At 41.1% G+C, this 14,881-nt stretch carries 13 protein-coding genes; 6 read left to right on the plus strand and 7 right to left on the minus strand.

The window, feature by feature from the left end; all coding sequences use genetic code 11:
• Positions 1 to 52: 52 nt before the first annotated feature.
• From DC498_RS12585 to glgP, 4 genes are all read right to left on the minus strand, one after another.
• Positions 53 to 1,186 carry a serine hydrolase domain-containing protein gene (locus DC498_RS12585; RefSeq protein WP_116874514.1) on the minus strand — a complete coding sequence of 378 codons (1,134 nt, stop codon included), beginning with the start codon at positions 1,184 to 1,186 and terminating at the stop codon, positions 53 to 55.
• Positions 1,187 to 1,424: 238 nt separating this feature from the next.
• Complete coding sequence (locus DC498_RS12590; RefSeq protein ID WP_116874605.1) at positions 1,425 to 1,937, minus strand: O-acetyl-ADP-ribose deacetylase; 513 nt, start codon at positions 1,935 to 1,937, stop codon at positions 1,425 to 1,427.
• Positions 1,938 to 1,939: 2 nt separating this feature from the next.
• Positions 1,940 to 2,374 (minus strand): acyl-CoA thioesterase, encoded by a 435-nt coding sequence (locus DC498_RS12595; protein ID WP_116874515.1) that lies wholly within the window; start codon positions 2,372 to 2,374, stop codon positions 1,940 to 1,942.
• Positions 2,374 to 4,035 carry an alpha-glucan family phosphorylase gene (gene glgP, locus DC498_RS12600; RefSeq protein ID WP_116874516.1) on the minus strand — a complete coding sequence of 554 codons (1,662 nt, stop codon included), beginning with the start codon at positions 4,033 to 4,035 and terminating at the stop codon, positions 2,374 to 2,376. The genes DC498_RS12595 and glgP overlap by 1 nt, the downstream gene beginning before the upstream one ends.
• Positions 4,036 to 4,988: 953 nt before the next feature.
• Between glgP and DC498_RS12605 the strand changes: the two genes are divergently transcribed.
• On the plus strand, positions 4,989 to 5,744 hold the full coding sequence (locus tag DC498_RS12605) for a DUF6089 family protein (protein WP_116874517.1): 756 nt from the start codon (positions 4,989 to 4,991) through the stop codon (positions 5,742 to 5,744).
• A 260-nt stretch (positions 5,745 to 6,004) separates the two neighbouring features.
• Positions 6,005 to 6,346, plus strand: coding sequence for a hypothetical protein (locus DC498_RS12610; RefSeq protein WP_116874518.1), 342 nt, complete (start codon positions 6,005 to 6,007; stop codon positions 6,344 to 6,346).
• A gap of 236 nt (positions 6,347 to 6,582) precedes the next feature.
• Here the strand turns inward: DC498_RS12610 and DC498_RS12615 are convergent, their stop codons facing one another.
• On the minus strand, positions 6,583 to 6,987 hold the full coding sequence (locus tag DC498_RS12615) for a hypothetical protein (protein WP_116874519.1): 405 nt from the start codon (positions 6,985 to 6,987) through the stop codon (positions 6,583 to 6,585).
• Positions 6,988 to 7,120: 133 nt separating this feature from the next.
• On the opposite strand from DC498_RS12615, the gene DC498_RS12620 reads away from it, so the two are divergent.
• The 4 genes from DC498_RS12620 (at position 7,121) to DC498_RS12635 (ending at position 11,770) form a co-directional block, all read left to right on the plus strand.
• A complete protein-coding gene (locus DC498_RS12620) occupies positions 7,121 to 9,667 on the plus strand; it encodes a circularly permuted type 2 ATP-grasp protein (protein WP_116874520.1) in 2,547 nt (848 codons plus the stop codon).
• A 9-nt stretch (positions 9,668 to 9,676) separates the two neighbouring features.
• Entirely contained in the window at positions 9,677 to 10,552 is an 876-nt protein-coding gene (locus tag DC498_RS12625) for a transglutaminase family protein (RefSeq protein WP_116874521.1), read from the plus strand.
• A 136-nt stretch (positions 10,553 to 10,688) separates the two neighbouring features.
• Positions 10,689 to 11,228, plus strand: coding sequence for a winged helix-turn-helix domain-containing protein (locus DC498_RS12630; RefSeq protein WP_133176841.1), 540 nt, complete (start codon positions 10,689 to 10,691; stop codon positions 11,226 to 11,228).
• Between the two features lie 26 nt (positions 11,229 to 11,254).
• Positions 11,255 to 11,770, plus strand: a complete 516-nt coding sequence (locus DC498_RS12635; protein ID WP_165813831.1) for an IS630 family transposase — start codon at positions 11,255 to 11,257, stop codon at positions 11,768 to 11,770.
• 26 nt (positions 11,771 to 11,796) lie between these two features.
• On the opposite strand, the gene DC498_RS12640 is transcribed toward DC498_RS12635, so the two are convergent.
• Together DC498_RS12640 and DC498_RS12645 are read right to left on the minus strand one after the other, a co-directional pair.
• Positions 11,797 to 13,863: a family 2A encapsulin nanocompartment cargo protein cysteine desulfurase gene (locus DC498_RS12640; protein ID WP_116874524.1), complete on the minus strand. Its 2,067-nt coding sequence runs from the start codon at positions 13,861 to 13,863 to the stop codon at positions 11,797 to 11,799.
• Entirely contained in the window at positions 13,844 to 14,767 is a 924-nt protein-coding gene (locus DC498_RS12645; protein ID WP_116874525.1) for a family 2A encapsulin nanocompartment shell protein, read from the minus strand. Before DC498_RS12645 ends, DC498_RS12640 begins: the two co-directional genes overlap by 20 nt.
• Between the last annotated feature and the right edge of the window lie 114 nt (positions 14,768 to 14,881).

Here is a 14,881-nt window from a genome sequence, read left to right on the forward strand (position 1 = left end):
CAATTTTCCGCCGTTCATTTTTTGTAGCCGAGGTTCATGCTGGTGTAGAAACTTATTTTATCAATTCCTCATACAATACATTTACTACTGCTCTCAGCGGCTGGTTAAAATCATTTACATATACCGGGTTGCATCCATTGGTAATGGCAACTATTCCAAATTTTTCTTTTGGTTCAAAAAACATCATACTATATAATCCGTATGCTGACCCGGTGTGCCCGGTTAATGTTTTTCCGGGTATAATCTTTTTGGTTTTGTGCAATGCCAGTCCATAGCCTTCTTCCCCGCTGGATACGGGCGTTTGCATTATACGTGAACTTTTCTTTTTTATAATGCGTACACCCTTATAATTCCCGAAATACATGTGCATCGTCATATATTTTGCAAGATCAGCAGCGGAAATTTTCATGCCGCCCGTAGGAGAAAAAATTGGCGTGCTGTATCCTATAACATATTGTTCAATCTCTGATGTGCGCGGGTTGTATGCCATTGGAGCAGCGGTAAATTTTTGTGTAGCAGAATCATACTCGTACAGTGTAACAAACTTTGAAGCATCCAGGGCGCCAACCTGGTAACCTCCATACAAACCTAATGGATCAAGTATGTGCTCTTTCACATATTTATCAAAACGCTGACCGCTTCTTCGTTCTATGATTGTACCAACCATGTTAAAATTAAGGTTGCAATATCTGTAATCTGTTCCGGGAGCATAATCACTGTAGCATTTTGCCCAATTTGTATTTTTCTCGGGATTGATAACATCAAGCGTAAAATACCCTTCTGAATCATTAAGGCTGGATGTATGGGATAAAAGCATTTTCAGGGTAATCACTTTATCAGGGAATTTTGGATTGCGCACTTTAAATCCTATAAGATTGCTTACATCATCATCCAGCGATAATTTTTTTGCTTCAACCAACTGCATAATAGATGTGGCGGAAAATGATTTTGATATGGATGCTATCCTGAAAATATCCGTTTCTTTCAGTGGTGTTTGGGCTTCAATATCCTTTAACCCGTAAGAACGGGTATATATTAAATCTCCTTTTTTTACTACCGCCACAGATACGCCAACCATTTCATACTGCTTCATAACACTATCTATACGGAATGCTATTTTTCCTTCCTGCGAAAAAACAATGGAACTGATGCATAAGCATAATAAGAGAAATGTGTTTTTTTTCATGTATGGATTGTTTAAGTATTAGTGGTACTGTAAAACATTAAGAAGTTAAGGTAATTAAGTTTATCCTTAGTTGGTTAAATTCCTGGTAGTTTCTATTAAACATTTGAAATCAAAAAAATGCCGTGATTTACCCTGGTATCTTTGTGTGCCTCTTTGTGATTAAAATTGTATATGGCATAAGGCGGTGCAGGAGCTTTGTATACTGTTGTGTGTTATCAATGGTTTTTATAAGCCCTGTTTATATACCCAGCATAGTTTTGTATATGTTATGATTCTCATCATCAAAGCAAACAAAAATAATCTTATTAATTGTGCCGGGCATTAACATAAAATTCCTGGTAGTATCTATCGCGATTGCTGCGGCTTTTTGTTTGGGAAAATTATAAATTCCCGTACTTATGTTTGGGAACGCAATCGTTGTAATATTATATTCAACTGCAAGCAAAAGGCTGTTTGTATATGCGGCAGCTAACAATAATGCTTCATTATTATTGCCCCCATGCCAAACCGGTCCAACAGTATGTATAACAAATTTTGAAGGAAGATTACCTGCGGTTGTTATAACTGCTTCACCTGTTTTGCAACCACCCTGCCTGTTTCGTATAGCAATACATTCTTCCAGAATGGTTTTACCACCGGCTCTGTGAATGGCGCCGTCAACTCCGCCACCGCCAAGCAGGGAAGTATTGGCAGCGTTTACAACAGCATCTGTTGCGAGTTTGGTAATATCTCCTTTAATAAGTTCAATCATACTTACTGCCATTCAAAGCCTTCGCCCCTGGGTATTCTGTAGAATACTTCAGCAAAATGTGGGGGAGGAGTTGCAAGCCGCCGGCGTTCTGTATGTATCCATGCACCATCTACTGTAATCACCGCGGCAAGTGTTTCATCATTTATATAAATATGATGCTGCATTGTCCAGCGTGAGCCGTCTTTACGTGCTTTCAGCATGTGAAGCGTGATATCTAATTTGTCGCCAAATTTTATTTCGCGTTTAAAAACACATTCCTCCCTAAAGAGAATGGGACCCATTTGATGTTCAGCCATCACCTGCAGGTTCAGTCCATGCTCTGTTAAAAAACACATTCTTACATAAGCACCCAGGTCGTAATACCTGGAGTGCAGCATGTGGAAGTTGGGATCAAGATCGGCCCAACGTACTTCTGGAGATTTTTTATATACATCCATTATATTGCATTATACAACAGGCGGTAATATTCATCAGCCATCCTTCCCGATTCAAAGCGGAACCGAACATCCTTCATGCCGTTTTTCATGATCTGTCTCCATAAATCCGGGCGCTCATAATACAGGGGAAGAATATCACCTTCCAGTATTTCATATAGTTTCCTCAGGTCATATTCATCCTGGTCGTGCACACTCATGTTAGCATAATCTGCTTTAGGAATTACAAAACCATTATGACCATTATGAATAAATTCAGGTATCCATCCGTCGTCTGTAGAAAAATTCACGGCGCCATTCATTGCTGCCGTCATACCACTTGTTCCGGAAGCTTCGCGTGGCACACGGGGATTGTTCAGCCAGATATCCGCAGCCTGTTTAAGGCGTTTGCTCAACGATAATTCGTAGCCGATACAAACCGCTACATTCCTGTAGTTTTTACTAAGGTTTACCAGGTAGTTAAAATCGCTGATGGCAGGATAGTCAACAGGGTATGGCTTGCCTGCCCAAATGATCTGAACAGGATATTTCTGGTTTGACAGTAACGCTTCAAACCGTTGTTTATCTCTTGTAATTAAATCAGCTCTTTTATAACCCGCGAATCTTCTGGCCCATACAATGGTGAGCACATTAGGATCAAACAATTTTCCTGTTTGATCTGCAACAGCGTCAAAAGAGCGTTTTTTCAAAAACCATTTCCTGTCTATAAAATTGTCTTCATTATTTTCTTCGGCGGCATAGTATAATTGCTTATCTGCCCAATACCTGAAGTTTTGTGAATTGGTAATATGAATAATAGAACAGATGCCTTCATATTTGCCCCACATAGCACGGCTTACATGACCATGCAGCTCACTAACGCCATTGGCTAAACGAGCAAAACGCAGTGCCGCCAGCGAATGGTTGAACTGGTCATCGTATATGCCTGTCAGCTTACGCACTTCATCAAGCGGTATTCCGCAGAAATAACTCATCTTCTGGCATAAATATATATCATGCTTTTCATTGCCTGCCTCTTCAGGTGTATGCGTAGTAAACACAAGTCTTTTTCTTACATCTTCTTTATTGCCGAATTTTTTATACAGATAGAAGGCAGCGGAAAAACCATGCGCTTCATTTAAATGATATACCTGCGGATCAAACCCTAATTCATCCATGAGCTTTGCTCCGCCAACACCCAGCAAAATAAACTGCGCTACTTTGGTGGCAACATTGGCATCGTATAAACGATGGGTTATTGTTTGGGAGATATAATCGTTTTCAGGGAGATCGGTGCTTAATAAGAATATAGGAGCGCTTTTGAAAGTATCAGGATTAAGGTAATAAGCTTTTACCCAAACCGGGTGATCGTGAATATTGATCTGGAATTTTATATTATGATCTTCGAGAAAATTATAAATTTTCTCATTCCACTGTACCTGAAGCGTCTGATCCTGGTTGCGTGCCTGGTCGTAATACCCGTATTTCCATAAAATACCAATGCCTACCAGGTTTTGTTTTAGCTCGTAAGCGCTGCGCATATGAGATCCGGCTAAAAATCCAAGTCCGCCACTATAAATTTTAAGCGGTTGGTGGATAGCGAACTCCATTGAAAAATAGGCTACTCTTTTGGTGTACCTTTCATCAGGTGTATAAGGCACCTTATAATTCGTAAATGACGTCATGATGGAAATTTTCCTTAAAAATTGCCGCAATATAAAAGGAATTTTTTAAACGGGCGTATTTAGACGTAACAGGGAGGTGTTTCAACCTCGCTTTCATTGCGCGCCGCATAATCAAACCTGCAATATCAGCGTGTTACGCGGCAAAGCAATGCCAAGTCCGGTTTTTTTGATAGATTGCTTCACCCGCCGCAAGATGCTTTAATTCAATCTTCATGATGGCGGGATTATAATGACATCATTACGGATGAATTGAAAATCAGGTTTCCTGCGTTGTGCCGTGTGTATAATGATTTAGCATTACAACAAATACTTTTTATAGAATAGCACACGGAATATACTGATGATACTGTAAACACCGATACATCCCGTGAATATCCGCTATATCCGTTTTATCCGTGCTCCATTCTGCGTATTGGGCATGCCCGAAGTTATTTTTAAATAACCCCTGATATATTTCCTGCCACGAATTTCGGTGTCTGCCCGGCGGGAATGGGTTTGTTACACAAAGAGCCACGAAGGATACACAAAGTTACACAGAGCGTTTTATTATTCTTTGTGGTTCTTTGTGTAGCCTTCGTGTACCTCTGTGAAATAACCAGTGAATAATGCAACCGGCATCCTGCCGCATAGCGGCCAACTGTTTGTAAAAGAAAGTAAATGTCATCCTTATATTTTTCCTGAATCAGGTTTGGTACTCGAAATGACAGACAAGAGTATTTGTAGTTCACTATCCGTTCTCAAAAAAATAGTGAAATATTTAACAGCCCTACCCAACCTGTGGCACTATTTTCATAGTATTATTGTGGTGGTAATAATTTCTGAATATACCACCTTCAATTTACCAATAACCATATATCTCTCCCTGCTTTTGAGAAGCTTTGTTTAACTAAAAACTTTAATGGTATAGTAGAATTCTACATGTTCCTTATTTCTTACTAAACAGGAAACTGCAGATGAATGCTATATCAAAAAAAATAATGGTAATTACGCCATTACTGTCTTTTCAATATTTTTTTATTTGTGCGCAGATATATACCCATCGTTTTGAAGCAGGTATAAATGGCGGTGCATTTATTTATACCGGTGATCTTTCACGTAGCGATTTAGGTTCATATGTTACCATGCGACCCCAGTTCGGCTTTCATGCAGCTTATCTTTTAAACAGGTCTTTTTCTGTACGGGCTAATTTTTCTTTTGGTTCGCTGAGGGGTGATGATTCAAAATACAGCACACCAGCATACCGGCAACAACGCAATTTTAAATTTACCACACCGGTTACAGAGTTTACAGGTTTGCTGGTTTGGGATATTTTCAGGAAAAATGCTGTTGAGCAAAGGCGTGGATTTGCGCCGTATATTTTTACAGGAGCAGGCATTTCACTGCTTAACATACAAAGAGATTACAGCCGGTATAATGCCGAATATTTTGATGCAGAAACAACAGGAGCAGGACTTGCAGCAGATATTGCACACCGTACCCCCGTATCACTACCCGTAATACCCGTGGGAGCAGGACTGAAATATTATATTTCACCAAAATTGGCTGTTCAGGCAGAAACAAATTACAGGATAATGTCTACCGATTACCTGGATGGTTTCAGCCGTTCAGCCAATCCTGCAAAAAAAGATAATTATTACAGCTTCTCACTTGGGGTGGTGCTGGCATTGGGATATAAAGACAGAAATGATTGCCCTCCTGTGAGGCCCTGACGAACGATATATAAATTCCATGGTTATGGCACTGCGGAGTTTATATACGTTGTCAGCTAATGCATTGGCGAATAACCCTGAAGGGCGACACTATATCCATAAATGATTACAATCCGTTTAAAGCGTATTTGCGTCACAACATGTGTTAAGATGCAGGTATTATTAAAGAATAACTATTTAAGAAAGGAAGAAATATAGGATAAGGTGTTTTTTTGAGAGGAATGAGGAGGCTCGTATATTTACGCGCTAACGGCAATTTCATGGTGACACTTTGTATTGTGCAGGTTCTGAAAAGTTACCTGAAGGAGCAAAGTTTTACAGGACTAAAAACCACCGCTAACATGTGCATCTACAAGTATCAACTTTTATTAGCTGACAGTGCAATTTCCGGGCTTTACAACCCTAAGTTTTGCATCAACCCAAAAAAGAACAATAAAATTGGCGAGGCAACAAGTACGAATTGTAAAGCTTACCAGTCCAAAGACAAACGTCGGGTATACATTTATATGTTGAATGGCGAAGGTGCAGAACAATATGAAGTAACCTGGATTATAAATGAAAGCAATTACTACAGACGTGTAATTGACAAGATTATGCTTTAAAAGCGAAGAAAAGCAAGCATACAATAACCAAGCTTTCGTTTTGCTTCCGTAGGAAGCACCTCTCACACTATGGCGTTGGTTTCGTAGTTCTCTTGTTAGTTTTCTGAAAATTATTTACCGCAAAACAACTGAACTATGAAGCAGGCAAAAGCCGTGTTACTAAGCGTGGCAGCAATTATTGCATTACTATTTCCCGGTAATGAATATAAAATTATTGTCCTTCTCACTTCTTTAATTTATAATGACTCCTCTTTTTTTTCCACTACTTTCAAATCAGGAAACAGCGCGGCTAACAGCATAATTACAGACCCGAATAAAACCATATACAATCCATATTTTCTCTCGGGGCAGGTTCCCATTTCGCAACGGGCATATAATAAAAAATTTCTTGCTGCCCATGCCACACCCAATGCGCAAAATATAAGGTTCGCCCTCTTTGCCCATACTTTGGGAATAAGGTAAAACGCTATGGCAATAACACAGAATATAAGATGCAGCTTGGCCGGTTTACCAAGATTTGTTCCTGCATTATCCATACCTGTAACTATCTTTTGCAAAGTGGGGATTTCCATCCACGGCAGGTAACATGCTATCATCACCAGCACCGCTGTAGCTACACCTGTCCATTGAGAATATTTCATGTATATCGTCGTTATAATTTATAAACAGGGTGCAATTATACTATTTTTAAGTATGTGGATGATATCTTAAAGACTATTGCCCCTAATTAAGTATTTTTATCCTGGTTATTATATTAATTCATAAGCCAATTTCATGACTGCAAACACCCCTGAGGCATCTTTTATTGAGCATTTTCTTAACCCAAACTATAGTTATGCTGAATTTGTTGGAAAAGATGCTAACCTTCAACCTCACTGGAATACATTTTTTAATTCATTATCAGGCTTTAGCCCATCAGATATAGAAGCCAGAAGGCAGGATATTTTCAGAATGCTGCGGGAGAATGGCGTTACCTATAATATTTATGGCGATCCTTCCGGGCTTAACCGCCCCTGGAACCTTGATATTATTCCATACCTGATTGATAAAACAGAATGGGCTACCATAGAATCAGGACTGGTACAGAGAGCAGAATTGCTGAACCTGATTCTTAAAGATATTTATGGTGAAAGAAGATTGGTCAGGAATGGCATTCTTCCGGCAGAGCTCATATACAACCATATCGGTTTTTTACGGCAATGCGTGGGAGTAAAGCAATTGCATCAGCGCAGCCTTATTTTATATTCTGCTGATCTTGCACGCAGCACCAATGGCAGTGTTTGGGTATTGAACGACAGAACACAGGCGCCATCCGGCTCAGGCTATGCTTTGGAAAACCGCATTACTATGGCAAGGGTTTTACCTGAGCTGTTTAATGATTTACAGGTAAGGCATTTATCTGCTTACTTTGAAACCCTACGTCAGTCGCTACACGAAATTGCACCTGTAAAAAAACAGGATACACGTATTGTAATTCTTACACCGGGCCCGTCTAACGAAACCTATTTTGAGCATTCCTATCTTTCTACCTATATGGGTTTTACACTTGTGCAGGGGGATGACCTGATGGTGATAGATAATCATGTTTGGTTAAAAACACTGGGCGGCCTGGAGAAAGTTGATGTCATACTGCGCAGGGTAGACGACAGCTTTTGTGATCCGCTTGAGCTTAAAGACGATTCAAAGCTTGGGGTGCCTGGCCTGATGCAGGCTGTGCGTAGTGGGAATGTAAGTATCGCCAATCCCCTGGGCAGCGGTATATTGGAAAACCCGGGACTGATGCCTTTTATGCAAAGCATGTCGCGGTATTTTTTAAACCAGGACCTGGTTTTGCCAAGCATAGCATCCTGGTGGTGCGGGCAACCTAAGGAAATGCAATATGTACTCGATAATATACAATCGCTTGTAATAAAAAAAATACACAAAGTGTCCCGTGCAAGCACATCAGTTGATGGCGCATCGCTCACCGAAAAACAAATTGAAGATCTTAAACAGTCAATTAAGGCGCACCCGTATTTATATGTAGGACAGGAAAAAATTTCCATTACTTCCACTCCTTCATTTATTAACGGGAAAATTGAGCCCCGCACGGCTTTGTTCAGAACATATTTAACCAGTAACACATACAGCTATACTGCTTTGTCTGGCGGGTTAACAAGAACAGCGCCTAATAATAATTTCCTGATCTCAAACCAACTGGGGAGCATAAGTAAAGATACATGGGTAATAGCACCGGAAGATGAGTATAGAACCATTATGCCAAAAGACCAGATAGAGGTTGTTGCATCAAAAAAAGGAGATATTACAAGCAGAACGGCTGAAAATCTTTTTTGGGTGGGCAGATATGCCGAACGTGTATTGGGCACAGCAAGATTTTTGCGGACTGTAATGCGGTTTATTACCGAAGGCAACAGGCACAGCCAGAGCAATGACATTGAAACAGAGCAGCATCTGCTGGAAGCACTTACGCATTATACGGTCACCTATCCGGGGTTTTTGGAAGACGCGGAAAAGAAATTTGCTAATCCCTGGAGTGAATTGAACAGCATTTTGTTTGATGAGCAAAGAAGCGGAAGCCTGGTATATAATTTCAGACTTTTCTGCAGAGTGGTATATGCAGAACGCGATCACTGGTCAACCGATACATGGCGGGTGATATGGAGTATGGAAAATGTATTGAAGGGTACTTATGCTTCAGATACGACGCATATAAGAGCGCTGAATGTGCTGGATAGCATCATTACCTCAATGGTGGCATTTATTGGCTTGAACAGGGAAAGCATTTCCCGAGAGCAGGGATGGATAATGCTTGATATGGGACGAAAGATTGAGCAATGTATGCTGCTTACAAGTATGTTGCGGTCAACACTGGTAAATAAGCATGATGAACAGGTGGATTATAACCTGCAGGAGGCTGTTTTAAAAAGTAATGAAACATTGGTGAATTACCGGTACAAATACCGCGTACATATTCAGCATACATTAGTGCTTGAGCTGATGTTGCTTGATCCGAATAATCCGCGTTCTATTATTTACCAGCTCGACAGATTGAAAGCATATTTGAGTAATTTGCCTAAACTACAGGATGGTTTTTCTTTACAACCGCATGAAAAATTGATATTTGAAGCATACAGCCTCTTAAAGTTAGCCAACAGGGAACAGCTATCAACTCCTGATGAAACCGGAGCGCAGTTTAAATTGCTGGATGAATTTTTAGAAAAACTATACGACCTGTTATTTAATATTACCGGCGCGGTATCCAAGCTTTACTTCAAGCATGCGCAAAAGCAAAAGCAATTATTTTCAGCAGAATCATTTTAATTTTATTCAATGCACTATAAGGTTACACATTCTACTGTTTATCAATACAACGAACCCGTGAGCCTTTGCCATAATCTTGCACTGTTAAAACCAAGATCAACTGCAACCCAGATATGTCATAAAACGCAACTGGATATTACACCGCTGCCGGATATCATTAATGAGTACGAAGATTTTTTTGGCAATAAGGCTACTTATTTTGCTATACAGCAGGAGCATAAAAAGCTCGTGGTAACTGTAACTTCATTTATAGAAAATACGAATACCAGGGCCAGCCTGTTTAATTTTTTTGAAAGTGCTGCGTGGGAAGAAGCTAAAAAACATATTGCTGATCCCATGCCTGAAAACGCGGAGATACGGCAGTACATAACTGAAACACCGATGACTACTTATAATGAGGATATTAAAGCATACGCATTGGCATCATTCACGCCCGGCAGGGCTTTATTTGACAGCGCCAACGATCTCATGCAACGCATATACGCTGACTTCCGGTACACACCCGGGTTTACCACGATAGCAACTCCTGTTGCCGATGTTATGAAGAGACGCAGGGGGGTTTGCCAGGATTTTGCTCACCTTGCTATTGCCTGCATAAGATCATTAGGGCTGCCTGCAAGATATGTAAGCGGCTATATTGAAACAGTACCTGAAGGCGGAGCGCCAAAACTTACCGGTGCGGATGCAAGCCATGCATGGTTTTCAATATTTATTCCCGGTACAGGGTGGGTGGATTTTGATCCTACCAATAATCAGATACCTTCTTTTCAGCACATTACTATTGCATGGGGCAGAGATTATACTGATGTTACTCCGCTGAAAGGTGTTATACTCAGCAGTGGCAAGCATAAACTGGATGTGGCAGTTAGTGTGACAAGGATGTAAAATCTGGAACCACAGTATTGTTGAATGTCCATCCCTGCGATTATATGCATGTGCAAAATGAACCTGCAGTTCTGAATATTTTTTTGACCAGGTTATACCAACCCGCTATCAAGATATATAAAATAAAACATTATCTTTGTCTTCCAAAAAGACAATGCGCTTAATACGTTTATCTCCACATTTAAGTAATAAGGAATTACTATTGCGAATGCAGTCTCAAACCGACCTTCGTTTGTTCAAGTATTGGCAGATACTATATAGCATACAGCTAAATCCAGGCAAGCAGGCAGATGAATATGCATCGTTTTTAGGAACTGATGTTGCAAAGATTTATAGAATAGTCCAGCTGTATAATAAAGAGGGGGGCGTGTTTGCAGATAAACTTGTTTGGGGTGGGCGACGTGATGCCCGGAGTTTGTTGTCACTTGATCAGGAGCAGTTATTAATGGAGGGTTTAAAGCAAAAAGCACTAAAGGGGCAGATCATTACCATGAACGATATCCGCTTAACAGTGGAGAAGCAAACCGGATGTCCTGTTTCGGATGATTATTTGTGGGATTTATTTAAACGCCATGGCTGGAAAAAGAAGGCGCCCCGCCCCAGCCACCCTAAAAGGAATAACACAGAACAACAGGCATTTAAAAAAAACTCCCCGAACTACTGGAGTCCGGCATAAAGACATTCAAGAGTTCCCGGCCGTTATTGCTTTGGTTTGAAGATGAAGCCCGGTTTGGAAGGATCAATAACCTGTCGCGATGCTGGGTCAGTACTGGTCAACGAGCTGTTGTCACACAACAGCTGATACGGGAATATACTTATGCGTATACCGCAGTTTGCCCTGCCAATGGACAATGTTTCTCCATCATATCACCTGTCAATAATACCGACGCGATGAATATTTTCCTGGATCAGCTTTCTCAAAAATATTCGATCCATAACCTGATCATTATATTGGATGGAGCAGGATGGCACACCAGCAAGTCATTAAAAATCCCTGCCAATATTGCGCTGTTAAGGCTCCCTCCGTATAGTCCTGAATTAAATCCGGTAGAACATCTATGGGATTATATCCGCGAGCAAAAGGGATTCAATAATCACACGTTTAATTCCCTAAAGCATGTTGAAGATCAACTTGAGCTTGCCTTAAAACAAATCGCCAATGAAAATGACATTATTAAGTCTCTCTGTAATTTCTCTTGGATATATCAATTATCTTGATAGCGGTTTGGTATTAAATATTATTACTACTTCGTGTGAGATCGCAAAACCGCAATCAGCCTGTCAACATCTTCGCAGGTATTATAAAATGCCAGTGACGGGCGAACAGTAGTTTCTACACCCATCCTGCGCAAAATTGGTTGCGCACAATGGTGGCCAGTACGAACGGCGATACCTTCACGGTTTAATGCTTTACCTACATCGTCGTTTGAATAACCTTTTAAGGTAAAAGATAACACACTGGCCTTATGTGCTGCAGTGCCGATAAGCCTTACGCCAGGTACCTGCTTTAAATGATGTGTGGCGTATTCAAGCAGGGCATGTTCGTAAGCGTTGATATTAGCCATGCCGAGTTTTGTTACATAATCTATCGCGGCGCCAAGTCCAACAGCATCTGCAATATTTCCTGTGCCTGCTTCAAAGCGGTTAGGGGCTTTATGATATTGTATTTTTTCGAAAGTTACATCCTGTATCATATTACCTCCTCCCTGCCAGGGCTCGGTGCTGTTCAGCAGGTCTTCTTTGCCATATACCACACCAATACCGGTTGGGCCAAATACTTTATGCCCTGAAAAAACAAACCAGTCCGCGTCAAGCGCCTGCACATTCACCGGCATGTGCGAAACAGATTGAGCGCCATCTACCAAAACTTTAGCGCCAGCGGCATGTGCCATGGCAACCATCTGCTCTGCCGGCGTTACTGTGCCTAATGCATTAGATACCTGTGTGAATGCCACTAACTTTGTTCCGGAGCTTAGCAGTTTTGCATATTCATCTAATAAAATCTGCCCGTCATCATCCACCGGAATCACTTTTAATATGAGTCCCTTTTTATCTGCAAGTCTTTTCCACGGCACTATATTGGCGTGATGCTCCAGGTGACTTACAATAATTTCATCACCGCTCTTCAGGTACTGATCGCCCCAGCTTTGGGCTACAAGATTAATTGCTTCTGTAGCACCACGAACGAAAATGATTTCATTGGGAGATTTTGCTCCCAGGAATTGTTGTACTTTCTTTCTTGCTTCTTCATATGCATCGGTAGCTCTTGCTGCCAATTCATGAGCGGCACGATGTATGTTAGAGTTTTCGTGCCGGTAAAAATAACTCAGTCTGTCAATTACAACCTGTGGTTTTTGTGTAGTAGCCGCGTTATCCAGCCAAACCAGGGGTTTGCCATTCACCTTCTCATTGAGAATGGGAAAATCTTTTTTTATTTTATATGCGTCAAAGCCATGCGTAAAACCGCCCAATGTATTATTGCTTACAGGCAATTGTTCGCGCTGTAAAAAATAAAAGGATGGCGTATTTGCATCCGGAATAGCTGGAAAAGTTTGTGCATGTGTATTAACAGCAGGATCGCTGATATGAATAAACTTCAGGATTGATTCAATATCCGACCAGTATGGTTGTTCATCTGTAAAAGGTAACGCAAATGAATCATGCTGTTTGCCGGGAGTTTGTTTATCTATATTAGCATCCGGAAAGCTGGTTACCGGTTCTTTTATGCTGAAATCTTCCTGCTGGTGTACATACGAAGGAGACGCGCCACTGCCTGCAACAGAAGAAGGCACACCGCCACTCAGTGTAGATTTGTCAGACTTCGTTTGTTCGTAACCGGGAGTTAAGCCTGTGCCGGCACCTTTTGTTGAATAATCAGGAGAGGAAGGAGATATACCACTTCCTGCCACGGAAACCGGTACATTGCCGGTAGAGAATGGAGTGTTCTCTGAGGGCAGATGATTGTCTCCTTCAATTGTACCGGGAATATCACCAACGTTGTTGTAGTTTGTTATTGAAGATGATGCTCCCAATCCTGAAACGGAAGGCGGCGCAGTGATTACGCCAAAAGGATCAGATAATGCAAACGGCGCCGGAGCTCCGGCCTGAACCAATGCATCATCCACCGGAACATTTGCTGCCGGAACAATTCCTTCACCAGTAATTGATTTTGCAAAAGCTGTTGCACGCGGGTGATCGTATGGATCAAATGAAAACTCCTTTGGCGCATCTTCCGGTAAAGCTTTAAAAAACTGGTTAGCCAATTCCTGCAAAGCTTCAACCGAAGGAAGATTATTTGTATTTGTACTCATGATAATTACCAATTTCAACGTCATCCAATACAGCAATAGCATCATCAACCAAAACAGCTAAAGAGCAGTATAATGATACCAGGTAAGACGCGATTGCTTTTTCATTGATGCCCATAAAACGAACAGAAAGCCCGGGCGTTTGTTCGCCCTGCAAGCCAGGTTGAAACAATCCTACAACGCCCTGCTTTGCTTCTCCTGTGCGCAGCAGGATGATTTTTGATTTGCCTTTTGTTATTGGTAATTTATCAGAAGGAATTAAAGGAATACCTCTCCATGTTAAAAATTGAGAACCAAATAAAGAAATGGTAGGGGGGGGCACGCCGCGGCGCGTACACTCTCTGCCGAATGCCGCAATAGCTAAAGGATGCAACAAAAAGAATCCAGGCTCTTTCCACACTTTGGCTATAAGATCATCAAGGTCATCCGGGGTAGGAGCGCCGGTGCGTGTTTTGATGCGCTGACTGTCTGCAACGCTATGCAGTAAACCATAACCTGCATTGTTGATCAGCTCACTTTCCTGTCTTTCTTTAATGGTTTCAATTGCCAGCCTTAGCTGTTCAGATATCTGGTTATATGGTTTGCTGTACAGGTCTGAAACACGGGTATGCACATCAACAATGGTTTGTACAGCCGCCAGGTTGTATTCTCTTGGATTTTCAATATAGTCCACAAAAGTCTGCGGCAGTACTTTTTCATCGCGTGAAGAACAATCTACTTCAATTCTTGTGGCATCTTTTACTTTGTTCAAACGATATACACCGGATTCAACAGGTATCCAGTTTAATAACCTGGTCAGCCATCTTGGTGTAATCGTAACCATCTGAGGCACTGTTCGGGTAGCAATAGCAAGCTGCCGGGCCGCTACGTCGCCAAGGGCGGTTTGTTGCGTTTTTGTTTCAGCCATAGTATGAAATTTAGTTTATTGAGCAATTTATTTGAAAGTCACAAATATATAGTGAAAACAATTTAATAGTCCACAAATATTATAGACTATTAAATTTATCCATAAAAAATTTTG

The organism is Terrimonas sp. (assembly GCF_003075435.1).
GTDB lineage: Bacteria > Bacteroidota > Bacteroidia > Chitinophagales > Chitinophagaceae > Agriterribacter.

Excerpts from the sequence above, each read along its gene's own strand:
- DC498_RS12585 (WP_116874514.1), bottom strand. The coding sequence starts at position 1,186 with ATGAAAAAAAACACATTTCTCTTATTATGCTTATGCATCAGTTCCATT.
- DC498_RS12590 (WP_116874605.1), bottom strand. The coding sequence starts at position 1,937 with ATGATTGAACTTATTAAAGGAGATATTACCAAACTCGCAACAGATGCT.
- DC498_RS12595 (WP_116874515.1), bottom strand. The coding sequence starts at position 2,374 with ATGGATGTATATAAAAAATCTCCAGAAGTACGTTGGGCCGATCTTGAT.
- glgP (WP_116874516.1), bottom strand. The coding sequence starts at position 4,035 with ATGACGTCATTTACGAATTATAAGGTGCCTTATACACCTGATGAAAGG.
- DC498_RS12605 (WP_116874517.1), top strand. The coding sequence starts at position 4,989 with ATGAATGCTATATCAAAAAAAATAATGGTAATTACGCCATTACTGTCT.
- DC498_RS12610 (WP_116874518.1), top strand. The coding sequence starts at position 6,005 with ATGGTGACACTTTGTATTGTGCAGGTTCTGAAAAGTTACCTGAAGGAG.
- DC498_RS12615 (WP_116874519.1), bottom strand. The coding sequence starts at position 6,987 with ATGAAATATTCTCAATGGACAGGTGTAGCTACAGCGGTGCTGGTGATG.
- DC498_RS12620 (WP_116874520.1), top strand. The coding sequence starts at position 7,121 with ATGACTGCAAACACCCCTGAGGCATCTTTTATTGAGCATTTTCTTAAC.
- DC498_RS12625 (WP_116874521.1), top strand. The coding sequence starts at position 9,677 with ATGCACTATAAGGTTACACATTCTACTGTTTATCAATACAACGAACCC.
- DC498_RS12640 (WP_116874524.1), bottom strand. The coding sequence starts at position 13,863 with ATGAGTACAAATACAAATAATCTTCCTTCGGTTGAAGCTTTGCAGGAA.
- DC498_RS12645 (WP_116874525.1), bottom strand. The coding sequence starts at position 14,767 with ATGGCTGAAACAAAAACGCAACAAACCGCCCTTGGCGACGTAGCGGCC.